The 24,187-nt window shown below is 61.6% G+C and carries 20 protein-coding genes; 18 read left to right on the forward strand and 2 right to left on the reverse strand.

Going from position 1 to position 24,187, the window contains the following annotated elements; genetic code table 11:
• Positions 1-128: 128 nt before the first annotated feature.
• The 17 genes from ACWNZ1_RS15545 (at position 129) to ACWNZ1_RS15625 (ending at position 20,992) form a co-directional block, all read left to right on the forward strand.
• Positions 129-1,253 (forward strand): FAD-dependent oxidoreductase, encoded by a 1,125-nt coding sequence (locus tag ACWNZ1_RS15545; RefSeq protein WP_256453675.1) that lies wholly within the window; start codon positions 129-131, stop codon positions 1,251-1,253.
• Between the two features lie 128 nt (positions 1,254-1,381).
• The gene (locus ACWNZ1_RS15550; RefSeq protein ID WP_135846980.1) at positions 1,382-3,061 is read left to right on the forward strand and encodes a DUF1302 domain-containing protein; all 1,680 of its coding nucleotides are present in this window, start codon (positions 1,382-1,384) and stop codon (positions 3,059-3,061) included.
• Between the two features lie 12 nt (positions 3,062-3,073).
• Complete coding sequence (locus ACWNZ1_RS15555; protein ID WP_135846979.1) at positions 3,074-4,438, forward strand: DUF1329 domain-containing protein; 1,365 nt, start codon at positions 3,074-3,076, stop codon at positions 4,436-4,438.
• A gap of 71 nt (positions 4,439-4,509) precedes the next feature.
• Positions 4,510-5,613 (forward strand): YCF48-related protein, encoded by a 1,104-nt coding sequence (locus ACWNZ1_RS15560; RefSeq protein ID WP_256453674.1) that lies wholly within the window; start codon positions 4,510-4,512, stop codon positions 5,611-5,613.
• A gap of 4 nt (positions 5,614-5,617) precedes the next feature.
• Complete coding sequence (locus ACWNZ1_RS15565) at positions 5,618-8,146, forward strand: efflux RND transporter permease subunit (protein WP_256453673.1); 2,529 nt, start codon at positions 5,618-5,620, stop codon at positions 8,144-8,146.
• 126 nt (positions 8,147-8,272) lie between these two features.
• The gene (locus ACWNZ1_RS15570; RefSeq protein WP_280944355.1) at positions 8,273-9,475 is read left to right on the forward strand and encodes an MFS transporter; all 1,203 of its coding nucleotides are present in this window, start codon (positions 8,273-8,275) and stop codon (positions 9,473-9,475) included.
• Between the two features lie 49 nt (positions 9,476-9,524).
• Positions 9,525-10,562, forward strand: a complete 1,038-nt coding sequence (locus tag ACWNZ1_RS15575; RefSeq protein WP_265072360.1) for an aromatic ring-hydroxylating dioxygenase subunit alpha — start codon at positions 9,525-9,527, stop codon at positions 10,560-10,562.
• Positions 10,562-11,515 carry a PDR/VanB family oxidoreductase gene (locus ACWNZ1_RS15580; RefSeq protein ID WP_456027737.1) on the forward strand — a complete coding sequence of 318 codons (954 nt, stop codon included), beginning with the start codon at positions 10,562-10,564 and terminating at the stop codon, positions 11,513-11,515. Before ACWNZ1_RS15575 ends, ACWNZ1_RS15580 begins: the two co-directional genes overlap by 1 nt.
• Positions 11,516-11,578: 63 nt before the next feature.
• Positions 11,579-12,151: a cupin domain-containing protein gene (locus ACWNZ1_RS15585; protein WP_135846973.1), complete on the forward strand. Its 573-nt coding sequence runs from the start codon at positions 11,579-11,581 to the stop codon at positions 12,149-12,151.
• On the forward strand, positions 12,148-13,140 hold the full coding sequence (locus ACWNZ1_RS15590; RefSeq protein WP_265072358.1) for a fumarylacetoacetate hydrolase family protein: 993 nt from the start codon (positions 12,148-12,150) through the stop codon (positions 13,138-13,140). The genes ACWNZ1_RS15585 and ACWNZ1_RS15590 overlap by 4 nt, the downstream gene beginning before the upstream one ends.
• The gene (locus ACWNZ1_RS15595; RefSeq protein ID WP_135846971.1) at positions 13,131-14,138 is read left to right on the forward strand and encodes an NAD-dependent epimerase/dehydratase family protein; all 1,008 of its coding nucleotides are present in this window, start codon (positions 13,131-13,133) and stop codon (positions 14,136-14,138) included. The genes ACWNZ1_RS15590 and ACWNZ1_RS15595 overlap by 10 nt, the downstream gene beginning before the upstream one ends.
• Positions 14,125-14,910 (forward strand): cyclase family protein, encoded by a 786-nt coding sequence (locus ACWNZ1_RS15600; protein ID WP_135846970.1) that lies wholly within the window; start codon positions 14,125-14,127, stop codon positions 14,908-14,910. Before ACWNZ1_RS15595 ends, ACWNZ1_RS15600 begins: the two co-directional genes overlap by 14 nt.
• A gap of 2 nt (positions 14,911-14,912) precedes the next feature.
• A complete protein-coding gene (locus tag ACWNZ1_RS15605) occupies positions 14,913-15,821 on the forward strand; it encodes a LysR family transcriptional regulator (RefSeq protein WP_256453669.1) in 909 nt (302 codons plus the stop codon).
• A 99-nt stretch (positions 15,822-15,920) separates the two neighbouring features.
• Complete coding sequence (locus ACWNZ1_RS15610) at positions 15,921-16,931, forward strand: ornithine cyclodeaminase family protein (protein WP_135846969.1); 1,011 nt, start codon at positions 15,921-15,923, stop codon at positions 16,929-16,931.
• A 27-nt stretch (positions 16,932-16,958) separates the two neighbouring features.
• A complete protein-coding gene (locus ACWNZ1_RS15615; RefSeq protein ID WP_256453668.1) occupies positions 16,959-17,975 on the forward strand; it encodes a dihydrodipicolinate synthase family protein in 1,017 nt (338 codons plus the stop codon).
• 16 nt (positions 17,976-17,991) lie between these two features.
• Positions 17,992-19,461, forward strand: a complete 1,470-nt coding sequence (locus tag ACWNZ1_RS15620) for an NAD-dependent succinate-semialdehyde dehydrogenase (protein ID WP_256453667.1) — start codon at positions 17,992-17,994, stop codon at positions 19,459-19,461.
• A 397-nt stretch (positions 19,462-19,858) separates the two neighbouring features.
• Entirely contained in the window at positions 19,859-20,992 is a 1,134-nt protein-coding gene (locus tag ACWNZ1_RS15625; protein ID WP_256453666.1) for an FAD-dependent oxidoreductase, read from the forward strand.
• 73 nt (positions 20,993-21,065) lie between these two features.
• Here the strand turns inward: ACWNZ1_RS15625 and ACWNZ1_RS15630 are convergent, their stop codons facing one another.
• Entirely contained in the window at positions 21,066-21,800 is a 735-nt protein-coding gene (locus tag ACWNZ1_RS15630; protein WP_256453665.1) for an EthD domain-containing protein, read from the reverse strand.
• A 369-nt stretch (positions 21,801-22,169) separates the two neighbouring features.
• Between ACWNZ1_RS15630 and ACWNZ1_RS15635 the strand changes: the two genes are divergently transcribed.
• Positions 22,170-23,189 (forward strand): alpha/beta fold hydrolase, encoded by a 1,020-nt coding sequence (locus tag ACWNZ1_RS15635; protein ID WP_135846964.1) that lies wholly within the window; start codon positions 22,170-22,172, stop codon positions 23,187-23,189.
• A gap of 77 nt (positions 23,190-23,266) precedes the next feature.
• On the opposite strand, the gene ACWNZ1_RS15640 is transcribed toward ACWNZ1_RS15635, so the two are convergent.
• Entirely contained in the window at positions 23,267-24,148 is an 882-nt protein-coding gene (locus ACWNZ1_RS15640) for a LysR substrate-binding domain-containing protein (RefSeq protein WP_256453664.1), read from the reverse strand.
• Positions 24,149-24,187: the final 39 nt, after the last annotated feature.

A 24,187-nucleotide genomic window follows, 5' to 3' on the forward strand; every position in this document is an offset into this window, starting at 1 on the left:
AACGCCTGCTTTGCCGAGAAAGTGAGCACAACGCGGTAGCGAATGCGTGCAGAAACAGCCGGTAGTGAGGCCTCTGATCGCTCCGGCAGATAGCTTGCGTGAATAACAAGAATAAGAGTGAGACAAGCATGAAAGCAGTGAAAAAAGTGCTTATCGTCGGTGGTGGTATCGGTGGTCTGTGCGCCGCGATTGCTTTGCGTCGCCAGGACATCGAAGTCGATCTGGTCGAGCTCAAGACGCAATGGACAGTCTACGGCGTCGGCATCATCCAGCAGAGCAACGTCGTGCGTGAGATGGCCAAGTTGGGTGTGTTGGACGGCTACCTGGATGCTGCCTACGCGTTCGAGGATGTGACCATCAATACCACAGCGGGTGAACAGCTGGCGCGAATACCCGGCCAGCGCCTGGCCGGCCCCGAATACCCGGCCAACGTCGGCATCTCGCGCCTGGCCCTGCATCAAGTCCTCAGTGACACCGCCATCGCCCTGGGCGCCTCGATTCGCCTGGGCCTGAGCGTGCAAACCCTGGAGCAGGTGGACGAGGGCGTTGATGTGCTGTTCACCGACGGCAGTCGCGGTTGTTACGACCTGGTCGTGGGTGCCGATGGCCTGTACTCGCAAATGCGCGGTTTGCTGTTCGGCGAGCAGTACCGGCCGCGTTTCACCGGCCAGTCGGTGTGGCGCTACAACTTTCCACGCGCCGCTGGAATCGATCACCTGGCTACCTTCCAAGGCCCTGCTGGCAATGCCGGACTGGTGCCGCTGGGTCGTGACCAGATGTACATGTTCGTCACCTCCCATGAACCCGCCAACCCCCGGATGGATGCCGCCACGCTGGCGACCCAGATGCGCCAGCGCCTGAGTGGTTTTACCGGGCTGATCGGTGAACTGCGCGAGCAGATCCTCGACAGTGACCAGGTGGTCTACAAGCCGTTGGAGGTGGTGTTCGTCAGTGAGCCCTGGTACCGCGGCCGTGTCGTGCTGATTGGCGACGCGGTGCACGCCACGACGCCGCACCTGGGCCAGGGCGCTGGCATGGCCATTGAAGATGCTGTCGTGCTCGGCGAAGAGCTGGTCGCCGGTGGCAGCGTCGAACAGCAGCTCGAACGCTTCATGGCGCGCCGATACGAGCGCTGCAAATTCATCAGCGAAAGCTCGGTGCTGGCCGGTGACAAGGAAATGGCCCACGACAGCAGTTTCGACCGGATCGGCCTGGTCAGGCGGATGCTCGAGGTCACGGCAGAGCCCATCTGAGGCGCCGGCAAGACTGAATTCGCTCTCCCATGGATGTTTCATGCCTGTGCAGGCTTGGCCCGGTTGGACTGCGGGCGCCGTTTCACCAGAAGAGCTGACATACAACAACAATAAAGAGGGTTACTTCGATGGCTACTCGCAAGATCGCTGCGTCGCGGCGCGTCCCCTTCACCCTGACCCTGGCGGCCAGCCTGGGGCTTGGCGCTTCGGTTGCCCAGGCCTTTCAGATCGATACCGGCAATCCCGATCTCAGTTTGCGCTGGGACAACACGCTCAAGTACAGCGCGGCCTGGCGCCTGAAGGAGCCCAGCAGCAAACTCAGCGAGGGCCAGACGGCGCTGAACCAGAATGACGGCGATCACAACTTCGGCAAGGGGTTGATCTCCAATCGGCTGGATATTCTTTCCGAACTGGACATTGGTTTTCACAACTTCGGTGCCCGTTTGAGCGGTGCCGCGTGGTACGACACCGTCTACCAGGACCGCAACGACAACAACGACGCGGCCAGTGCCAACCAACGTTCGGTGGGCTTCGACGAGTTCACCAGCGACACCCGTCAACTGCACGGTGGTGACGGTGAACTGCTGGATGCCTTTGTCTATTGGAACGGTGAGTTGGCCGACCGTGCCTTATCGATTCGCGCCGGGCGCCACGGCCTGATCTGGGGCGAGAGCCTGTTTTTCGGCGGCAACGGTATTGCCGGTGCCATGGCACCGGTGGATGTGGTCAAGGCGCAATCGGTGCCCAACACCCAATTCAAGGAAATCACCCGGCCGGTCAACCAGCTCTCGACCGCCTACCAACTGACCGACGATGTGTCATTGGGCGCCTTCTACCAGTTGGAGTGGGAAGCCACTCGCTTGCCGGGCGCCGGCAGCTACTTCTCCACCAGCGATACCATCGGCGACGGCAATGAACGGCTGATCACTGGCGGACCGTTTCCTGATTTCCTGGGCGGTAATGCCAATAGCCCGGCTGCGTTTTTCCATGGCAAGGACAAGAAAGCCAGGAGCTCCGGTCAGGGCGGCCTGCAGCTCAAGTACAACACCGGGACGACGGATTACGGTCTGTACGCGCTCCAATATCACGAGAAAACCCCAACGTTGTACTTGAAGCCGAATGCCACCGGGCCGGATTTCGGTACTGGCAAAGTCGGCGAGTACTCCTGGGTCTATCCGGAAGATATCCGTGTCCTGGGGGCCAGTTTCGCCACCTCCGTGGACGAGTACAGCTTTGCCGGCGAGGCATCGATGCGCTGGAACATGCCGTTGGTGTCCAACGCCCAGACCGTCCTGCCGGGCGTCGAGGCGGACAACAACGATGATGCCCTGTACGCCGTCGGCCGTACGGCTCACGTCAACCTCAACGTCCTGGCATCGCTGGGCCCTTCCTTCGTCGCCAATGAAGCCAGCCTGACAGGGGAAGTGGCCTGGAACCGCCTGCTCGCCGTGACCAAGAACCGCGCAGCCCTTGATCCTAACGCCACCGACGACGCCCTGGGCCTGAAACTGGTTTACACGCCCACCTATCGCCAGTTCTTCCCGGGCGTGGATATCAGCGTGCCGCTGGGCATCAGTTATTTCCCCATGGGCAAGTCGGCTGTGATCAGCGGGTTCGGCCCCGACAGAGGGGGGGATATGAACATCGGTGTCTCCGCCACCTACCTGGACCAAGTGACTGTGGGGCTGACCTACACCCACTTCTACGGGCCCGAGGACACCAGCCTCAACGCCGCCAACCAGTTCAATTACAAGCAGTCGCTGAAGGACCGGGATTACCTGGCTTTCTCCGTCAAGACCACGTTCTAAGAGGATTTGCGCATGACCATTCAGTTCACTCTAAAGGCCTTGTGCTTAACCCTGCTGGCCGCCGCCGCGCCGATGGCCTTGGCCGCCAGCGCCGAACAAGCGGCCGCGCTGGGCAAGACCCTGACGCCCTTCGGTGCCGAGAAAGCCGGTAATGCCGACGGCAGCATTCCGGCCTGGGACGGTGGCTACACCAAGGTTGATCCGGCCTACACACCGGGCGGCAAGCGCGGCGATCCGTTTGCCGCGGACAAACCTTTGTTCAGCATCACCGCGCAGAACGTGGCGAAGTACGCCGACAAGCTCAGCGACGGCACCAAGGAGCTGTTCAAGCGTTTCCCGGACACCTATCGCATCGACGTCTATCCGACCCGGCGCACGGCGGCCGCGCCACAGTGGGTCTATGACAACACGTTCAAGAATGCGACCCGCGCCAAACTGGTCGACAGCAGCGCCGGCCTGATCCCTGACGGTGCCTTTGGCGGGATCCCGTTTCCGATTCCCCAGAATGGTACCGAAGCCATTTGGAATCACTTGCTGAACTGGCGCGGCACCTCGGTGGCGGGGCATTTTCGCCATTATCTGATGACGGCCGACGGTAACCAGGTGATGACCAGCGACGGCCTGTTGACCCAGGAAATGCCCTACTACTTCGAGGAAGGCAGCCCTGAAAACTACTCGGGTGATTATTGGCAGGTGCGCTTTGTCAATCTCGGCCCGGCGATTCGTGCCGGCGAGCAGATCCTGGGGCGCGAGAACATCAACGGCGACAAATCCCAGGCCCATGTCTATCTGAGCGGCCAGCGCCGGGTGCGCACGCTGCCCAACGCTTGCTGCGATACCCCTACGCCGTCCACTGCCGGGGTCATGTCCTTCGACGAACTGTTCGTGTGGCAGGGACGTACGGACCGGTTCGACTGGAAACTGGTGGGCAAGCAGGAAATGTATGTTCCCTACAACACCAACAAGATGCAGGCCGCCGCCCAGCCGCAAGACCTGTTCGCCAAGCACCATCTGAATCCTGACTACGTGCGCTGGGAGTTGCACCGCGTCTGGGTAGTCGAGTCGACGTTGGCCGCCGGCAAGCGTCACCAGTTGCCCAAAGGTCGCTACTACCTCGACGAAGACAGCTGGCAAGCCCTGCTCGGCGACCGTTGGGACGCCAGCGGCCAACTGGCCAAGACCCTCTGGTCCCTGCCTTCCGTACTGCCCGACTTGCCAGCCGTGGTGCAACTGTCTGCCGGTTTTTATGACCTGACTTCGGGGGCGTGGTTTATCCAGAACGTCTACGCCGGATTGCCGGAGCAGTATCACGCGGTCGATCGCTACAAGGCCTCCGAGTTCTCGCCAGCGGCGATGGCCGGGCGCGGCGTGCGTTGAGTCTGAGCTGAGCGTGAAGGGCAGGCCTGTCGGCTTGCCCTTGAGGTGCGAGTGTTTTTCCGAGGTAGGTTATGAACAGAATCAGTCAGGCGGGCACTGTGCTCTTGGCCCTGTATTTGCCCTTCGCCACGAGCGTGTGCCTGGCCGGGCCGGCTGCGGTGGACGTGCCGCTCAGTACCCCGGCCATGCGGGTACCGGCTGCGCAGAACAGCGTATTGATCGACCTGGCGCGTGCCGGCACACGTCTGGTGGCCGTGGGCGAGCGCGGCCTGGTGCTGCTCTCCGACGACAATGGGCAAAGCTGGCGTCAGGCCTCGGTGCCGGTTTCGGTCAGCCTGACGGCGGTGCAGTTCGTTGATGCGCAAAAGGGCTGGGCCGTCGGTCACGCGGGCGTGGTATTGGCCACGCGTGACGGTGGCGAGCATTGGACGCTGCAACTCGACGGCGCCCGTGCGGCCCAGCTCGAACTGGACGCAGCGAAGGCTGACCAGCCCAACGCTGCCAACCCGGATGACGCATTGGCACGCGTACAAAGTGCCGAGCGTCTCGTCGCCGATGGGGCGGACAAACCCTTCCTGGCGCTCGAGTTCATTGATGCCCAACACGGGCTGATCGTCGGCGCCTACGGGCTGGCGCTGTGGACCTCCGATGGCGGTGCCACGTGGCAGTCGCTGATGGGGCACATCGCCAACCCGAACGGGATGCACTTGTACGCCATCAGTCACCAAGGCGCGCGCTGGTTCCTGGCGGGCGAGCAGGGTTACCTGGCGCGCTCGGATGACGACGCGGCTTCGTTCAGCCAGTTGGAAAGCCCCTATGAAGGCAGTTTTTTCACCTTGCAGAGCCGCGCCGATGGCGCCTTGCTGGTTGGCGGCCTGAGGGGCAATGCCTTTATCTCCAATGACGGTGGCGAAAGCTTCCAGCGCCTGTCAGTCCCTATGCCGATTGCCTTCAACGACGCCACCCGCCTGGCCGACGGCCAGGTGTTGCTGGTCAACCAGGGCGGCGCACTGTTTCTCAACGGTGAGCAGACCGGGGCGGCGCTGCTGCCACTGGGCAAGCCCTTGGGTAAGCCTGTTTCAAGTCTGATCGAGGCCGCCGATGGCAGCCTGGTCGTTGCCGGTTTCACCGGGCTGCAGCGTATTGCGCAGCCGTCCACTGCCGCTTCGGAGTGAGGTTATGACGTCCCCTGGTAATTTCCCCCAGTCTCCTGCGAATGCGTTCGATGACTTTGATCCGCGTTCCGGCTCGGTGCTTGAGCGAGCACTGTTCAACCATCGCCTATGGGTGTTGCTGCTGTGCCTGGCGACCACGCTGGTGCTGGGTTGGCAGTCCAGTCGTGTCGAGCTCAACGCCAGTTTCGAAAAAATGATCCCCACCCATCACCCCTATATCGCCAACTACCTTGAGCACCAGAAGGAGTTGAGCGGGCTGGGTAACGCGGTGCGCATCGCGGTGGTCAACAAGCGGGGCGACATCTATGACAGCGCCTACCTCAAGACCCTGCAGGCGTTGAGCGACAAGATCTATCTGTTGCCCGGTGTCGACCGTGCCTACATGAAGTCGCTGTGGACGCCGGCCACGCGCTGGGTGGCGGTGACCGAAGCAGGCCTGGATGGTGGGCCGGTCATTCCGGATAACTACGATGGCGGCGCCGCCAGCCTCGCGGCACTGCGGCGCAATGTGCAACTGTCCAACGAAATCGGCCAGTTGGTGGCGTTCGACCAGGCATCGAGCATCATCCATGTGCCCCTGCTGCAGCGCACCCCCGACGGCCAACCGTTGGACTACACCAGGCTGTCGCAACAACTGGAGTCGCTGCGCAGCCAATACCAGAGCGATAGCATCGACATTCGCATCACCGGTTTCGCCAAGAAAATCGGTGACCTGATCGCCGGTCTGCGGCAGATCCTGATGTTCTTTGCCGTGGCCATTCTGATCACCGCCGTGGTGCTCTACTGGTACACCCGCTGCATCCGCAGCACCTTGCTGGTGGTGTTCTGCTCGTTGGTGGCGGTGGTCTGGCAGCTCGGCCTGCTGCCGCTGCTGGGCTATCAACTGGATCCCTATTCGGTGTTGGTGCCGTTCCTGGTGTTTGCCATTGGCATGAGCCATGGCGCACAGAAGATGAACGGCATCATGCAAGACATCGGTCGGGGCATGCACCGTGTGGTCGCCGCGCGTTTCACTTTCCGCCGCCTGTTTCTCGCCGGTCTCACCGCGCTGCTCTGCGACGCGGTCGGCTTTGCGGTGCTGATGATCATCAAGATCCAGGTGATCCAGGATCTGGCGATGATCGCCAGCATTGGCGTGGCCGTGCTGATCTTCACCAATTTAATCCTGCTGCCGGTACTGCTCTCCTATGTTGGTGTCAGCCGCCACGCTGCGCGACTGAGCCTGAAAAGCGAGCACGCTGAACAAGCTGGCCAGAGTCGCCACGGGTTCTGGCGTTTCCTCGACCTGTTCACCCAGCGTCGCTGGGCTGCATTGTGCATTGCGCTGAGCCTGGCACTGGCTACCGCCGGCTTCGTGGTCAGCCTGCAATTGAAAATCGGTGATCTGGATGCGGGCGCACCCGAGCTGCGGGCCGACTCGCGCTACAACCAGGATGATGCGTTTCTTACCCATCATTACGGCGCCAGCAGCGATCTGTTCGCGGTCATGATCAAGACGCCCGCCAGCGCCTGTTCGCGTTACGACATCCTGCGCAAGGTCGATGCGCTCGACTGGCAATTGCGCACCTTGCCAGGGGTTGATTCGACCAATTCGCTGGCGCTGCTCAACCGCCGGATGCTGGTCGGTCTCAGCGAAGGCAGCCCGAAGTGGTACGAGCTGCAGAACAACCAGGCGATGCTCAACATGGTCACCGCCGGGGCGCCGCGCGGGCTGTACAACGAAGACTGCAGCCTGCTGACACTGTACGTCTACCTCTCCGACCACAAGGCGCAAACCTTGACCCGCCTGGTGGATCACGTCGAACAATTCGCCGCGGCGAACAATACCGACGAGGTCCAGTTCCTCCTGGCCGCAGGCAATGCCGGGATCGAGGCCGCGACCAATATCGTGGTCAAGCAGGCCAATCGCGAAATGCTGTTCTGGGTCTACGGCGCAGTGATCCTGCTGTGCCTGATCACCTTCCGCTCCTGGCGCGCGACGATTTGTGCGGTGATCCCGCTGATGCTCACATCGATCCTCTGCGAGGCGCTGATGGTCTGGCTGAACATCGGCGTCAAGGTCGCGACCCTGCCGGTGATCGCCCTCGGCGTGGGCATCGGCGTCGACTATGCGCTGTATGTGATGAGCATCCTGCTCGGCCATATGCGCCAGGGTACCAGCTTGTCGCAGGCGTATTACCAGGCACTGCTGTCCACCGGCAAGGTGGTGATGCTGACCGGTGTGACCCTGGCGATCGGCGTGGCCACCTGGATGTTTTCGCCAATCAAGTTCCAGGCTGACATGGGCGTGCTGCTGGCCTTCATGTTCGTCTGGAACATGGTCGGTGCGCTGGTTCTGTTGCCGGCCCTGGCCCACTTCCTGTTGCCAAGCAAGCGGGTGTGCAAGGGACAGGCCGAGCACCAACCCTGGGATGAAAGCCATGGCCTGACGAGTGTGCCGCAGGTGCCCGTCACCGCCGAGCAGGGAACCAGGGTGCAGCCTTCAGCGTGCAAGAAAACAGTCTCTGCGGCGGCTAATCCGGTCGCGCCATAACAACAAGAAAGGACGTTGCCATGCCTCGTATGTATCTGTTCCAGCAGCCTCTATGGCTTGACCTTATAGCCGGCCTGAGCGCCTTCGGCATGGCGTTCTGCGCAGCCCAAGCATCGGAGGTGAACGATGAGTGTTGAACGCCAGGCCGGTTTGCCACAGTCGTTGTTGCTGTTGCTCGGCAGTTGCCTGCCGGTGCTCGGTGCGGTGCTGCTGGCCCCCATACTGCCGCGGATGCAGGAGTACTTCGCGGATACACCGGGTGTGGCCGTGCTGGTGCCCATTGCCCTGACGCTCCCGGCGTTGATGATTGCGCTGTTGGCACCCGTGGCCGGGATCATCGCCGACCGGCTCGGGCGCAAGCCATTGCTGATCGGCGCGATGTTTCTCTACACCGTCTGTGGCGTGTTGCCGCTCTGGTTGGAGTCGCTGCAGGTCATCGTTATCAGCCGCGCCGGTATCGGCGTGGCCGAGGCGGCGATCATGACCTGTTGCACCACGATGATGGGCGACTACTACAGCGGCGCGCGACGTGAACGCATGTTCGCCCTGCAAATGGTTGCGACCTCGTTGTCGGCGGCGATTTTCATTTCCGTCGGCGGCGTGCTCGGCGAGCACGGCTGGCGCACCCCGTTCGCCCTGTATGGGGTGGGGCTGGTGTTCCTGCCGCTGATGCTTTGGTTGCTGTGGGAGCCACGCGTACATGTCGTCACGGCGACAACGGCGGTGAGGAGGGCATTCCCCTGGCGCCCCCTGGCACCGTTGTATGCCCTGTCATTCCTGGCCGGCTTGAGCCTGTTTATCGTGCCGGTACAAGTCGGTTACCTGCTCAATCTGCTGCATGTCGAAGGGTCGCAGCAGATCGGCATGACCATGGGCGCCAGTCAGTTCGGCGTGCTGGTCGGCGCCCTGAGTTTCCGTCTGTTCAGGGGGGTAGCGGCGTACCGACAGGTGCTCCTGGCCTTCGTCGCGGCCGGTATCGGTGGCGGGTTGCTGGCGGTGGCCGACAGTCATGGATGGGTGGTGATCGCCGTGCTGATCAACGGCCTGGGCATCGGCTTGATGATGCCGACTCTGCTCACCTGGATCATGGCCCAGATCGACTTCCAGCAGCGTGGTCGCGCCGCCGGCGGCTTCACGGCGATGTTCTTTGCCGGTGAGTTCGCCAGCCCGCTGGTGGTGCTGGCGATTACCGGTGGGGTGAGCAGCGCTTTGCCTGCCGCGCTGGGGATCGTTGCGGCCTTCCAAATACTGGTGGCCTTGGCATGCATTCGGTTGCGTGGCCGCAGGGCAGCTTTTCCCGCCTCTGTCGCCGTGGACCCTGAGCGCTGATCTGGCCCATTCGACGTTTTATCAAAATAAGAACAACGAGGAGAACATCATGAGTTATTTGCTCAACACCTGGTACATCGCTGGGTGGGCAGACGAGCTGGCGCCAGGGGGGATGCTGGGCAGAACCATTGTCGAGCGCCCCATTGTGTTCTTTCGCGACAGCCAGGGCACCCTCCAGGCTCTGGCTGATCGCTGCCCTCACCGTTTTGCCCCGCTGCACATGGGCAAGATTGTCGGCGACAGCGTTCAGTGTCCGTATCACGGCTTGCGTTTCGATGGCAGTGGCCAATGTACGGACAATCCCCATGGCGATGGGAGTATCCCCAAGGCCGCCTGTGTTCGTTCCTTCCCCGCCGTTGAGCGCCATGGGGCGATCTGGGTCTGGCCTGGCGACCCGGCCCTGGCCAGCGATGCGCTGATCCCCGATTTTTCCTTTTTTGAGCAGGCACTCCCCCATGCCAAGGGACATGGGTATTTGCCAACCCGCGCGCACTACGAGTTGCTGTCCGACAACATCATGGACCTGAGCCACGTTGATTTCCTGCACCCCGATACGCTCGGTGGTGGAGCGTTGTCACGCACGCGCGCCAGCATCGAAGAGTTGCCCAATGATCGCGTGCGCATCAGTTGGTGGGCGCCTGATGACGTCCCCCCGCCGGCTTTCGGCGCTCATCTTGAAGACCCGACTCGAGCGGACGTGTGGGCCGAGGTCATCTGGCACGCCCCTGGCCTGATGCTGCTGGGCAGCGGCGCCACTGCGCCAGGGCGCCCGAGGGAGGAGGGGCCCGTGACATGGAACCTGCATCTGATGACCCCGCAGGACGCGGCGAATACCCATTACTTCTTCGCCAATACGCGCAATTTCGAGCAGCACAATGAGCAGTTGAATGCCTTCATCCAGAACATGTTGATCGGCATTTTCGCCGGTGAAGACAAACCCATGGTCGAGGCACAACAGCGTCAGATTGGCGAGGTTGATCTGCTCGGCCTCAACCCTGTGTTGCTGCCAGTCGATGCCGGGGCCGTGCGTTGCCGACGGGTTCTGCGCCGATTGATCGCCGCCGAGCAGTCAGTGGGTACCCCGTGATGATCGAGGTAGTCGTTACCCGCAAGCATCGCGAAGCCGAAGGCATCTACAGTTTTGAACTGGCCCCGGTAGAGGGATCCATGCTGCCTGCTTTCAGTGCCGGCTCGCATATCGACGTGCACCTGCCCAATGGCCTGGTGCGCCAGTACTCGCTGTGCAATCACCCGGAAGAATGCCACCGCTACCTGTTGGGCGTGTTGCTCGACCCGGCGTCTCGCGGCGGTTCGCAGGCCATGCACGAACACGTGCACGAAGGCAGCCGGCTGCGCATCAGCGAGCCACGCAACCTGTTCCCGCTGGAGCATGCGGCGGGGTACAGCGTGCTGTTCGCAGGCGGTATCGGTATTACCCCGATCCTCTGCATGGCCGAGCGCCTGGCGCGGATCGGCGCACCTTTTGAGCTGCACTACTGTGGTCGTTCGGCCGGGCGCATGGCTTTTATCGAGTACATCCGCCATTCGCCATTCGCCGACCGTGTGCATGTCCATGTGGACGATGGCGAGGAGTCCCAGCGTCTTGACGCCGCCCAGGTTTTATCCATGCCAGCCGCTGACCGTCATCTGTACGTCTGTGGCCCTAACGGCTTCATGGAACACGTGCTCGGTACGGCGCGCGAGCGGGGCTGGGCCGAGGCGCAATTGCACCGTGAGTACTTTGCCGCCGCCGCAGCCCCGGCCAGTGAGGCGGGGGGCTTTGAGGTGCAGCTCGCCAGTTCGGGGCTGTGTCTGCAGGTACCTGCCGATCGCAGCGTGGCGCAGGTGCTGCTGGAGGCCGGTATCGACATCCCGTTGTCCTGCGAGCAGGGCATCTGTGGCACCTGTATCACGCGCGTGCTGGAAGGCGAGCCGGACCACCGCGACATGTTCTTGACCGATGCCGAACGAGCCCGCAACGACCAGTTCACGCCGTGCTGCTCGCGTGCCAGGAGCACCCGACTGGTGCTCGATCTTTAAGGTTTTTTCATGAATCCATCTTTACCCGCTGTCGCGTTTCGCCAACTGATTGAGGAGTCGAACATGCAACAACTTCCTGGTTTCAAACGCGTAGTCACCGGGCACGATGCCCAGGGCCGGGCGGTGGTCGCGCTCAGCGGACCGACGCCCAATAGCTTCCCGCTCAAGGCGGTACCCGGCACGGTCTTCCATGAGATCTGGAACAGTGGCGCCAGCCCGGCCGTGCTGGATAACGGTGACGACCCCACCAGCAAGCCGCTTCAACTGAGCCCGGCACCGTTGGGCAGTGTCATCCGCGTGGTGGATATTCCGCCGGACAGCGTGCAGAACCAGGTCAGTGCCGAGGATGCCGCGGCGGCCTTCGCCGAAATTGGCCAGGCCCATGCCGGGACAGGGCAGGCGGATTCCAAGCACAAGCTGATGCACCGCACCGAAACGCTCGATTATGGCGTGGTCACCGAGGGCGAGGTCTGGTTGGTGCTCGATGGCGAGGAGGTGCATCTCAAGCGCGGTGACATCGTCGTGCAGCGAGGCACCAACCACGCCTGGAGTAATCGCACCGAGCAGATGGCACGCATGCTGTTTGTCCTGCTCGATGGCCGCTTCGCCCCCGAGCTGCAAGGAGAGCAGGCATGAAGCTCAGTACCCTCAAGAATCACAGCCGCGACGGTCGCCTGCTGGTGGTGTCGCGCGACTTGGCCTGGGCGGTGGATGCCGGTGATATTGCCGCGACGCTGCAGGACGCCATCGATCGGTGGTCCAACGTCGAGGGCGCGTTGCGCGCGCGGTATGACGCCTTGAATGCGGGCTCCCAGGCCGGTGCCTTTGCTTTCGATCCGCAGCAAGCCGCTGCGCCGTTGCCGCGTGCCTGGCAGTGGTTGGATGCCTCGTCTTTTCTCAGCCATGGGGAGCGGATGCAGAAGGCTTTTGGGCTCGATCCAATTGAAGGTGTTGAACACACTCCGCTGATGTATCAGGGCTGTGGCGATGATTTCCTGGGCCCCCACGATGACATCGTTCTACCGAGTGAAGCCCATGGCATCGACTTCGAAGGGGAGTTCGCGGTGTTGGTCGATGACGTGCCCATGGGCTGCTCGGCAGAACAGGCCGCAAGCCATGTCCGGCTCATTGTGCAAGTCAACGATGTCAGCCTGCGAGGGCTCGCACCACGTGAAATGAAGACCGGCTTTGGTTTTATCCAGGCCAAGTCCTCATCAAGTTTTGCCCCGGTGGCGGTGACCCCTGACGAACTGGGCGAAGCCTGGCGTGGTGGGCGGGTGCATTTGCCGTTGCGGGTGGATCGGAACGGGCAGTGGTTTGGTCACGCCAATGGCGGCGCCATGCATTTCGGCTTTCATCAACTGATTGCTCACGCGGCACTGACCCGACGCCTCAGGGCGGGCTGCCTGATCGGTTCCGGCACCGTTTCCAATGCCGACCCCAGTGTTGGCGCGGCCTGCATCGCCGAGCGTCGTGCGGTTGAGATGATTGAGCAGGGTGCCCCGCACACGCCCTTCATGCGCTTCGGTGATCGCGTGCGCATGGAAGTCTTCGATCAACAAGGGCAGTCGGTATTCGGGGCGATAGACCAGCGTGTCGTGTGCGGAGGTCTCCCATGCGCGTGATGATTACCGGGGCCAATGGTTTTGTCGGGCGGGCGCTGGTGCAACGATTGCTCGAAACCAATGAATTACAAGGCCAGCCGATCAGCGCGTTGATCCTGCTGGATAAAGAGTTGGTGGGGTTTGCACAAGATAAGCGCCTGCGCCGGCATTGCGGCAGCGTGACTGACGCTGCGTTGTTGCGTCGTGCGCTGGCCGATGGCATCGATGTGGTTTTTCACTTGGTGAGTATCCCCGGTGGGGCGGCCGAGCAGCACTATTCACTGGGCTATCAGGTCAACCTGCAGGCGAGCCTGGAGTTGCTTGACCAGCTGCGCGAACAGCCCGGCCGGCCGGTGCTGGTGTATGCCAGCAGCGTGGCGGTGTACGGTGGCGACCTGCCGGCGCGCATCGATGAGCGCGCCGCGCCGCGCCCGCAGCTGAGCTACGGTACGCACAAGGCGATGGTGGAAATGGCACTCAACGACCTTGCCCGCCGAGGCGAGGTGGACGGCCGAGCGGTGCGCCTGCCCGGCATCGTTGCGCGTCCACGTGAACCCAATGGCCTGCGTTCGGCTTTCATGAGCGATCTGCTGCATGCCTTCGCCGAAGGCCAGCCGTATTGCTGTCCGGTTTCGCCGCAGGCGCAGGCATGGTGGATGTCGGTGAAGTGTTGCGTGGATAACCTGCTACGGGCCGCCGAGCTGCCAGTCGCCGAGCTCGGCGACTCACGGGTCTGGCAATTACCGCTGTTGCACCTGTCCATTGCCCAGGTCATCGATGCCCTGGCCGTAGCCTACGGCCAAGAGCGCCGCGGGTTGATCAGCTTCGCACCGGATGCTGGCCTGCAAGCGTTGTTCGGCAATTTCCCGGCGATGAAAACCCCCCTTGCCCGTGCCCTTGGCTTTCGTCATGACGGCTCTGCCGGCGCGTTGATCCGTAATAGTTTGAATGCTGCTACCCCTGCGCGTCGTGCGCGTGGGCGGGTGGCGCTTGGAGTGAGCGAACATGCAATCGACTAAACGCCGTCTGGTGGACCTGTCCGTGACCCTGGACAACAACCCGTACACTGATCCACCACCGTTGCTGCCGAAAATCGACTACATGGATCACCAGCAAGGCTGGCCGGAAATGGCCGCGATGTTTCCCGGGCTGTCCAAGGAACAGCTGCCGGGCAATGAGTCCTGGGCCGCCGAACGCCTGCAGATCACCACTCACAGCGGTACGCATATGGATGCCCCTTGGCATTACGCCTCGACGACCGACGGCGGCAAGCCGGCTTTCGGAATCGACGAGCTGCCGTTGGATTGGTGCCTGCAACCCGGCGTGAAGCTGGATTTTCGTCACTTGCCGGATGGCCATGTGGTCAGCGCCGCCGAAGTGCAAGCGGAGCTGGAGCGCATCGGTCACGTGCTACGGCCGCTGGACATCGTCCTGGTCAACACCCGCGCCGGGGCGCTGTTTGGTCAGCCGGGCTATCTGGATGCCGGGGTTGGCATCGGCCGCGAAGCCACGTTGTTTCTGCTGGAGCATGGCGTGCGCGTGGTCGGCACCGATGCCTGGAGCTGGGATGCGCCCTTCAAGTACACGCGCGAACGCTTCGCGGCCACGGGCGACGCCTCGATCATCTGGGAAGGACACAAGGCCGGGCGCGACATCGGTTACGGGCAGATGGAGAAACTGGCCAACCTGGAGTGCTTGCCGGCCCATGGTTTCCAGGTGTCCTGTTTCCCCTACAAGATCCGGCACGCCTCCGCCGGTTTCGTCCGCGCCGTGGCGATTTTCGAGGAGTGAGCGTGCCTGTGGCCACTGCTTTGACGATTGTCGATCCTCGATGGACATTGTTCGTACGGGTCGCGGCGGCTGGAAGCCTGAGCAAAGCGGCTGTTCTACTGGATATGCCCCAGTCGATGGTGAGTCGAAATATCGCTCAGCTCGAAGCGCAGTGTGGCGAGCGGCTGTTCCAGCGTACCGGACGTGGGGTGGTCCTGACTGAGTTTGGCGAACAGTTGCTGCCTTGCGTATCGAGTCTTCTCGCAGACGCTGAAGGCCTGGCCGACGACATTCGTACCCGGCGTGGCAAGCCGGTGGGGGAGGTGGTCGTAGGGATGCTGCCGTCTGCGGTACGGCGGTTTGCCGGTACGCTTTTTGCGGCGGTGCAGGCGCAGATGCCGGGGGTGAGGTTGCACTTGATCGAGGGCGCGAGTGCTCAGCTCGAAGAGCAGTTGCAGGATGGGCGTCTCGACATGGCGCTGGTGTTGCGCGAGAACGAAGCGAGCATCGGCGAGGCGTATCTGCTGGCCAGGTTGCCGCTGCATTTGATCGGGTCGGCCAGTGATCCAGTCCTCGCTGAGCGGGACATTGCATTGAAGCAATTATCCGGATTGCCGTTGGTGGTCCCCGGGCGTCCCCACCTGTTGCGAGCCAGGCTCGATCACCTGGCGCTCGAGCACTTCATGGAACTGAGCGTTGCCGTGGAGGCCGACTCCGTCCAGCTCCAGTACGAAGTGGTTGCGGCAGGCGGAGGTTATGCGATTGCCTCTGTGCTACCGGGCTCGCTGGATCAACGGCTGATTTCATCGCGCATCGTCGAGCCCGTTCTCGAGCGTTTTGTCGTGCTTGTCGAGTCTCCCCGTCGTCCTGTGACGCGTGCCTCCCGTGAAGTGCGACGGTTGATCTGCAATCTGTCCATGCCATCGATTTGAGCGATAGCTGCTTTCGATCCCCAGCAGTATTCGGCGTGGTGCGCGCCTCGTAGGGTGTCAGTCAATCAATGGCTGATACCCGATTGCGAGGTTAGCGACATGCATGACTCCCCAGTGCCCCCAGTAGTTGCCCCGACGCTCTTTCTCAGTGACGCCGATGTCGCTTCGCTCGCCGACTGGCGCGTAGCCGTTGCCGCGCTCGCCGAGGCGTATGCCTGCCCGACATCGGATGCCATGGTGCCGCCGCGTTCCATGGCGCGGGGCGACGGTATCTGGCTGCGCAGCTTGACTGCCGTACCTCCCGCTGGCGGTCATATGGGTTGCAAATTGATCGCAGCCTCCATGCGGGCACGCTGCGCCAGCTACCTGATCGCCTTGTTCAATCAGCAAACCATGGCCCTCAGTGCGCTGATCGACGGCAATCGGGTGACGGGCCTGCGCACCGCTGCAACCGCTGCGTTGGCGGTCGATTTACTTGCGCCGCAACGAGCGCTGCGGGTGGGCGTGATTGGGGCCGGGTTTGAAGCCCGTGGCGCGCTGGACTGCCTTAAGTCGGTGCGGGATGTCGCCCAGGTGCGGGTGTTCAGTCCAACGCCGGCAAGCCGTGAGCGGTTTGCCGAAAGCTTCAGGCCTGGGCTGGATATCCAAGCGGTGAACACTGCGCAAGAGGCCGTGCAGGACTGTGACGTAGTGATTTGTGCCGCACGCAGTCGTGACGAATCTCCGGTGCTGCAAGGCGCGTGGCTTTCTGCGGGCGCTACGGTCGTGTCCTTGGGTTCCACCTTGCCTGAGCAACGGGAGGTCGACCCGGCCACGATGGAGCGAGCCGTGTGCATCGTCGCGGATATGCCGCAAGAGGTGCTTCACGACACCGGCGACGCGATTGCCGCGATCAGCGCCGGTGTTTATGTCGCCGACAAATTAGTCGCGCTGGCGGATCTGGTGGCGGGGCGTGTCATTGCGCGCCAAAACGAAAGCGACATCGTTCTCTACAAATCGGTCGGCTCGGCGCTACAGGATGTCGTCATCGCACAAGCGCTGTACGAACGCGCCAGGCAACAAGGCCTCGGCATCGAGCTGCCTGCCAGCATTGTCCCTGTCTCGAAATAACCCCTCCACTGATCGAAGGAAATCATCATGGCCACTTACAAGAAAGCTGATGCCCGTGCCTGGGCCCGTGAAAACCTGGTGGGCTGCTCGGCGGTCACCATCCCAAGCTTCAGTGCTGATCTCAAGCGGCTCAATGAACGTGGCATTCGCCACGACATCGAGCACACGGTTGGGCTGGGCTACAGCAGCACCTTGCTGTGCAGCGAGCTGGCGATCTCTGCCCAGGAAAACGCGCAATTCACCGCCTGGGCCCGTGAGTCGGGGAAAGACCTGATCCTGTTTTTCCACGCGGCGTTTGGCACGCTGGCGGAGAACATCGAGGCGGTGAAGCTCGCCGAGAATGCCGGTGCCGACATCGTCCTGCTCTCTTATCCACCGCAGTTCTGGCCGACCAGCGAGCAGGAAATCTACGACTACACCAAGTCATTCTGCGATGCGACCGAGCTTGCCGTCATGTTGTTCCCGATTCCGCTATGGGGCTTTGAGCGCGTGCATCCGGCGGGGATGTCGCTGGAGTTGGTTCGTCGTCTGTTGGCCGATTGTCCGAATATCGCGGCCATCAAGTCGGAGCAAGGGTTTCCGCTGCCGGCGGGCATTTGCGAAATGTATTACCACTTCCGTGATCAGGTCGTGATCAGTTGCCCGATTGAAGGTGATGCCATTCCGTTGATGAGCCTGATGAAGCTGCAGTTTTCCGGCACCAGCAACACCGCCTGGATGAGCGACTACTACCCGAAAGCTTTCGAACTGGCACGCACGGGGCGGTTCGAGGAGGCGATGGAGTTGTATTGGAAGGTCAATCCGGCACGCAGCGCCAACGGCGCCGCCGCGCAAACCTATGCCGGCGGTACCGGGGTGCTCAATCGCACGATGTGGAAATACCAGGACTGGCTCGCCGGCTTCAACGGCGGCCCATTGCGTGCCCCGGCGATGCGCGTGCCGGATCGCCTGATGAAATCCCTGCGTCAAGGGCTGGTTGCGGCGGGGCTGCCGGTGACTTCCGATCCCGATAGCGCCTTCATGATCGGGCGTCACCCTTGCTGATTACGAGGATTGCCAAGTGAAGCATTTACTTAAAGACCCCACGCTGTGGCGTACCGGTGCCTACATCGCTGGCGAGTGGCTGAACGAGACACCGCACGGTCAGTACACCCTGCGTAATCCGGTGGATCAAGCGGTGCTCACCGAGCTGCCGCGCTGCCGCGTGCCTGAAGTACGCCGGGCAATCGATGCGGCGCATGAGGCCTTTGGTCCATGGCGACGCTTGACGGCTAAACGCCGTGGCGAGGTGTTGCGCCGTTGGTATGAGTTGATGGTCGAACACCGTGAGGACATTGCCACGCTGATTACCCTGGAGGAGGGTAAGCCACTGGAGGAGGCCCGTGGTGAAGTCGATTACGCCGCCTCCTTCGTCCGCTGGTTTTCGGAAGAGGCCACGCGGGTGCGCGGTGACATGATCCCCGGTGTGAAAGACACCCAGCGTATCGTCGCATTGCGTGAGCCCATCGGAGTCTGCGCCGCCATAACGCCGTGGAACTTCCCGGCCGCCATGATCACCCGCAAGGCCGCTCCGGCACTCGCCGCGGGCTGCACGATGGTGGTGAAACCGGCAAGCCAGACGCCGATGACGGCGCTTGCCCTCGCCGAACTTGCCCAGCGTGCCGGAGTGCCAGCGGGTGTCTTCAGTGTGATCACCGGTAATGACACCCGGGATATCGCTGGGGAACTCACGGCCAACCCGTTGGTGCGCAAGCTTACGTTTACCGGTTCCACTGAAGTGGGCCGACTGCTGTTGGCGCAAGCGGCGCAGACCGTCAAGAAATGCTCGATGGAGCTGGGCGGCAATGCACCCTTCATCGTCTTTGACGATGCTGACCTTGATGCGGCTGCCGACGGAGTGATGTTGGCCAAGTTTCGCAACAGCGGCCAGTCGTGCATCGGCGCGAATCGGGTGTTGGTGCAGGCTGGGGTGTATGACGCACTGGCCGAGCGCATTGTCGAACGCGTGGCACGGCTTAAAGTGGGCAACGGTCTGGAGCCCGGTGTGCAGGTGGGGCCGTTGATAGACGCCGCCGCGGTGCAGAAATCCCAAGCGCTGGTCGATGATGCGCTGGCGCACGGTGCCCGCCTGTTGGCCGGCGGTAGCCGTCATGCAGTCGGCGGCGGGTTCTTCCAACCCACGGTGCTGGCGGATGTGACGCATACGATGAAGGTTGCCCAGGAGGAGATCTTCGGCCCGGTCATGCCACTGTTGCGTTTCGAGACGGATGACGAGGCGATCACCATGGCCAACGACAGCGAGTATGGCCTTGCCGCCTACTTGTTCAGCCGTGATGCGGCGCGGATCTGGCGTAACGCCGCGCGCATTGAATCGGGCATGGTCGGGATCAACTGCGGGTTGATCTCGAACGAGGTCGCCCCCTTCGGTGGTGTAAAGCAGAGCGGTCTTGGTCGGGAAGGATCCCACCTTGGGATCGATGAGTTCCTTGAGGTGAAATACCTCTGCTGGGATGGCTTGGAAAGCGTTTGAGCTAACGGAGTTAAAGGCCCTTGGAGGCCCGCTCCCACATAGGGTTTGTGGGTGTTCACCGCATCTGCACACAACACAAAAACCTGTGGGAGCGGGCTTGCTCGCGAAGGCGTAGGCACACCCAATATCACCGTCAACTGACCCTCCGCTATGGCGAGCAAGCCCGCTTCCACATTGGGTGTGTGGAGGGCACAGCGACAGCCATCTTCTCCAGCGATACCTCGGATTGTGGAAAGCGATTTCAGCGCGGATAGCCGATTCGATAGTCTCGTCGTTGATCCGGCTTTGTCAGTCGGAATTTCATGAACTTGCGGCATTGAGTCGATAGTGCTGCAGAGCTCGTCGGTGCGCCATGCAATGTCAGCCCGATTGAAATAAGAATAATTAGGAGAGCGTGATGATTGCAGCAGTCAATAAGGTCCTGGTCATCGGAGGAGGGTTTTCCGGCATGACCGCGGCTATCCAGCTTGCCCGTCAGGGCGTCGAAGTCGACCTGGTCGAAATAGATCCTTTGTGGTGTCCCCTGGGGGCTGGTATTACGCTCAGTGGGCCGACGTTGCGAGCGCTTGATACGGTCGGCATCCTTGAAAGGGTGGCCAGCGAAGGGTATCTGTCGACCGATTTCGATGTGTTTTCACCCGCAGGCGACCTGATCGTGCAGTTGGCGCTGCGACCTCCGGTCAGTGATAAACAGATTCCCTGTGGCGGCGGCATCCTGCGCCCAGTGCTGGCGCGAATTTTTGCCGATAAGACCCGGGAAGTCGGCACCAACGTGCGCCTGGGCATTACGTTCGACAGCATCGTCGAGCACGTGGATGGCGTTGAAGTGTCTTTCACCGACGGTACTTGCGGGCGCTACGACCTGGTCATTGCCGCCGATGGCGTGCATTCGCGTATGCGAACGGACTTTTTTCCAGAAGCACCCTCGCCAAAACCCATTCACCAGAGTGTCTGGCGTGCGGTGCTCAAGCGCCCGCCGGAAATCGTGCGGCCCAGTCATTGGCTGGGACGCACCAAGGTCGGCGTCAATCCGATTTCCGAAACGCACATGTATATGTTCCTCATGGAAAGCCGCGAGTTTTCCGAATGGATTGACCCGGCCAATTGGGCAAGCGAAATGGCACGTCTTCTGGGCGAGTTCCCGGCCCCGATCCTGCAAACGCTGGTGCCGCAACTGTCCGAGCCGGGCGCCAATATCGACTACCGCCCGCTGGCCAATCTGTTGGTCCCGCTGCCCTGGCACAAAGGCCGCATCGTGATGATCGGGGACACGGTGCATGCCACCACGCCACATCTGGCTTCCGGGGCTGGCATTGGCATCGAGAGCGCCATCGTGTTGGCCGAAGAACTGTTCACTGAAAGCGATCTGCAGGCGGCCCTGAACCGGTTCGAAGCGCGGCGTTGGGAACGTTGCCAACTGGTGGTCGAGAATTCCGCACGGCTGTGCGAGATAGAAAAAAGTGGGGGTGACAAGGAAGAGCATGCTCAGATCATGCGCGAGTCCACTGCTACGTTGGCTGAGCCAATCTGAGTTAAATGAGTCGCTGTTCTACATCTAACCGGCATTGAAGTGATGTAGAACAGCCGCCCCATTGATTAAGTTGTTACTGGCTCAGATCCATAATGACCACCTCTTTGACATACACGAAAAAAGACTCTGAGGACAGCACGACGCCTTCGTCAGAAAGCTGTTGGAACAGTGCTCGCTGATATTGGCGAAAGATAGAAAAGTCGGCTTCATGTTCAAACCACATGCTGCAAACCCCTTCGTATACCGCGATGTCTGGTCCGAAGTAGGAGGTCACTCTGTCACCTTCGGGCAGGTACCTGGAACGCACATGTCGGCGTAGCGCCTTTTGGAAGTCTGGGTATTGATTGGTGATCGCATCGTGGGCCAGGTCCCACTGGGTGAAAAAGGTCTCCAGGGTCACAGCCGGGTTCTTTTTCAGGAAGACCATCGCCTTCCATTCGAGGGGGGCGGCACCGGCGTTGGAGGTCTCTAGCTCATCCATCAACTGAGCGGCCTGGTTGGCCAGGTCAGCGAAATTTCTTGCATCAGGTCCGACGGTTTGTTGGGTATAGGGATCGCTGAAGGTTTGAATCAAACCTGACATGTCGTCAAAAAATAACTCCGTGATGGAATCCCTGTGGAAGGTTTTTGTGTAGGTCATGTCGGCGTCAACTCCGAACGCCGCGTCGATGACATGATTCTGCACGTATCGTTTGACACCCAAGGGTTTGGCTCGAGCGATTTTTCCGTGCTGGTGCTCTATATAATCCAAAAACTCAGCGTGGGTCATTCCGGGTTTTCGGCGTACGGCGGCTAGCATTTTAATCATGATGACTCTCGCGTCTGGCAGGGTTTAATTAAATTGTTTTTGTCGTTCTAAACACTGAATGCGGTTTTTTCAGAAGGTATGCACCGTAAGACTTTTTCAGACATGAACGATAAGTCGAAAAAAGCCCCGATAACCAATCGGTGTTTCTGTTGGCAGGTATCACTAAACAACATGCTTGACGAGATTTGCTCTCGGCCCGGAAGAACACGTCGAACCCGGCCGCCGGGTATCCTCGGCCAGCACCTCGATCGATCCGGCTGGCAACCACTGGGCAATCTTCATCAAACTGTCACGAAACTGTGGCAGCGCGCTTGAACAAACTTCATCAGACTCGCGCTCTACTGGGGTTCTGCGTTTCGGTGTTTCTTCATGCGTGTATTCATTTTCCTGGCCGCGTTGTTGTTCGGCCTGCCGTCGATTGCGGCGTCTCGGTGTGACGTCAATGTTGCGACCCAACGGGTCGATCTGGAGCAGGTCAGCCTGGCGTACCAGAGCATCGGCCGTGCCTCGGATCCGGCGTTGCTGTTGGTGATGGGGCTGGGCGGGCAGCTGATCCATTGGCCGGATGAGGTGGTGGTTGCCCTGTGCGAGCAAGGTTTCCGGGTGATCCGCTACGACAACCGCGATGTGGGCTTGTCCACCTGGCGCCAGGCGCCGGGCAGCGCCAACCTGACCTTCGAAGCCCTGCGCTACAAACTCGGCTTGCCCGTGGCCGCGCCCTATACCTTGACCGACATGGCTGACGACGGACTGGGGCTGATGGACGCCTTGCACGTGCAAAGCTTCCATGTACTGGGGGCAAGCATGGGCGGGATGATCGCCCAGCACATGGCGGCCATGGCACCCGAGCGGGTTGAAAGCCTGACCCTGATCATGACCAGTTCCAGCGCCGCAGGCCTGCCGGCGCCCAGCGAAAGGCTGGTGCAACTGTTGTCCCGGCGCGGTGCGCCGAATCGCGAAATGGCCCTTGAGCAGCAGGCCGATCTGCTGGCCGCCCTGGGCAGCCCGATGGTGGTCGACGACCGCCAGGTGCTGCTGCATCAGGCGGCACTGGCCTATGACCGGGCCTTCAACCCCGAGGGCGTGAAGCGCCAGATCATGGCGATCATGGCCGAGCCGAGCAGGGTGGCGCTGCTCAATCAACTGCGGGTACCGACCCTGGTCGTTCACGGCACTGCTGACCCGTTGTTGCCGGTGATGCATGGTGTGCATCTGGCGGCGCACATCCAAGGCAGCCAGTTGAAGCTGATCCCGGGCCTGGCCCATCGTTTCCAGGATGCGTTCAAGGCACCGTTGCTGGGGGCGGTGTTGCCTTACTTGCAGCAACACCGCGAAGACACCTCGCACTGGGCGCAGATCGAGCCGGTACAGGCGCCGAATCTGCTCTGATAAAACACTCTTTCTAAAAGCTTGCCCTCTGTGGCGAGGGAGCAAGCTCCCTCGCCACAGAGGGCTGTGCGAAGCGGCTACCGCGCTCGGGCCTGCTCCACCAACCAGCCCATCAACTCCTGCAACGGTTCCGACGCCTCGGGTTTGCGCGGGTGCACCAGGTGATAACCCAAGCCGGTCTTGACCTTCAGCTCGAACGGCATCACCAGCCGCCCGGCGCTCAGGTCGTCGCCGATCAGCGACCAGTCGCCAATCGCCACGCCCGTGCCCTGGGACGCCATGGACATTGCCAGGTCGAGGGTTTCGAAATGCTGACCCTTGCTGACGTTGCTCAAGTGCACATTCGCCACCTCCAGCCAGGCGTTCCAGTCGCGCTCGTCACGGGTGGGGTGCAACAGCAGGTGTTGTTGCAGGTCGGCGGGTTCACGCAGCGGCACGGAGCCTTCCAGTAACGGGCGGGAACACACGGGGGTCAGTTGTTCATCAAACAGGTGCAGGCACGCCAGTGAGGCGTCGGGTGGTGGGCCATAGACCACCGCGGCGTCGAAGGCTTCGCGCTGGAAGTCCACACCGTGCCTGACCGTAGTGGTCAGTTCCACCGGCACGTCCGGGCGTTCCTTTTGCCATTGCAACAGGCGTGGCAGCAACCAGCGCATCACACAGGTCGGCGCCTTGAGTTGCAGGGTCTGGCGCTTTTCGCCGATCTGCTCCACCGCCTCGTCGATCAGGCTGAACACCTGCTGTACCCGTGGCAGCCAAGCCTGGCCCTCGGCGGTCAGGCTCAGGCCACGGGCCTGGCGCTGGAACAGCGCATAACCCAAATGATCTTCCAGCCCGGCGATCTGCCGGCTCACCGCGCCTTGGGTAATGTGCAGTTGTTCGGCGGCCCGGGTGAAGTTGCAGCATTGGGCCGTGATCAGAAACGTGTGCAGTGCCGGCAGTGGGGGAAGTCGTTTCATTTCGGATCCAAGCCATGACGTGAGGACATGGCTAGTATG

It is taken from the genome of Pseudomonas sp. CFBP 5748 (assembly GCF_053850495.1).

Coding starts and splice junctions, on each gene's coding strand:
- ACWNZ1_RS15545 (WP_256453675.1), top strand. CDS start 129: ATGAAAGCAGTGAAAAAAGTGCTTATCGTCGGTGGTGGTATCGGTGGT.
- ACWNZ1_RS15550 (WP_135846980.1), top strand. CDS start 1,382: ATGGCTACTCGCAAGATCGCTGCGTCGCGGCGCGTCCCCTTCACCCTG.
- ACWNZ1_RS15555 (WP_135846979.1), top strand. CDS start 3,074: ATGACCATTCAGTTCACTCTAAAGGCCTTGTGCTTAACCCTGCTGGCC.
- ACWNZ1_RS15560 (WP_256453674.1), top strand. CDS start 4,510: ATGAACAGAATCAGTCAGGCGGGCACTGTGCTCTTGGCCCTGTATTTG.
- ACWNZ1_RS15565 (WP_256453673.1), top strand. CDS start 5,618: ATGACGTCCCCTGGTAATTTCCCCCAGTCTCCTGCGAATGCGTTCGAT.
- ACWNZ1_RS15570 (WP_280944355.1), top strand. CDS start 8,273: ATGAGTGTTGAACGCCAGGCCGGTTTGCCACAGTCGTTGTTGCTGTTG.
- ACWNZ1_RS15575 (WP_265072360.1), top strand. CDS start 9,525: ATGAGTTATTTGCTCAACACCTGGTACATCGCTGGGTGGGCAGACGAG.
- ACWNZ1_RS15580 (WP_456027737.1), top strand. CDS start 10,562: ATGATCGAGGTAGTCGTTACCCGCAAGCATCGCGAAGCCGAAGGCATC.
- ACWNZ1_RS15585 (WP_135846973.1), top strand. CDS start 11,579: ATGCAACAACTTCCTGGTTTCAAACGCGTAGTCACCGGGCACGATGCC.
- ACWNZ1_RS15590 (WP_265072358.1), top strand. CDS start 12,148: ATGAAGCTCAGTACCCTCAAGAATCACAGCCGCGACGGTCGCCTGCTG.
- ACWNZ1_RS15595 (WP_135846971.1), top strand. CDS start 13,131: ATGCGCGTGATGATTACCGGGGCCAATGGTTTTGTCGGGCGGGCGCTG.
- ACWNZ1_RS15600 (WP_135846970.1), top strand. CDS start 14,125: ATGCAATCGACTAAACGCCGTCTGGTGGACCTGTCCGTGACCCTGGAC.
- ACWNZ1_RS15610 (WP_135846969.1), top strand. CDS start 15,921: ATGCATGACTCCCCAGTGCCCCCAGTAGTTGCCCCGACGCTCTTTCTC.
- ACWNZ1_RS15615 (WP_256453668.1), top strand. CDS start 16,959: ATGGCCACTTACAAGAAAGCTGATGCCCGTGCCTGGGCCCGTGAAAAC.
- ACWNZ1_RS15625 (WP_256453666.1), top strand. CDS start 19,859: ATGATTGCAGCAGTCAATAAGGTCCTGGTCATCGGAGGAGGGTTTTCC.
- ACWNZ1_RS15630 (WP_256453665.1), bottom strand. CDS start 21,800: ATGATTAAAATGCTAGCCGCCGTACGCCGAAAACCCGGAATGACCCAC.
- ACWNZ1_RS15635 (WP_135846964.1), top strand. CDS start 22,170: ATGCGTGTATTCATTTTCCTGGCCGCGTTGTTGTTCGGCCTGCCGTCG.
- ACWNZ1_RS15640 (WP_256453664.1), bottom strand. CDS start 24,148: ATGAAACGACTTCCCCCACTGCCGGCACTGCACACGTTTCTGATCACG.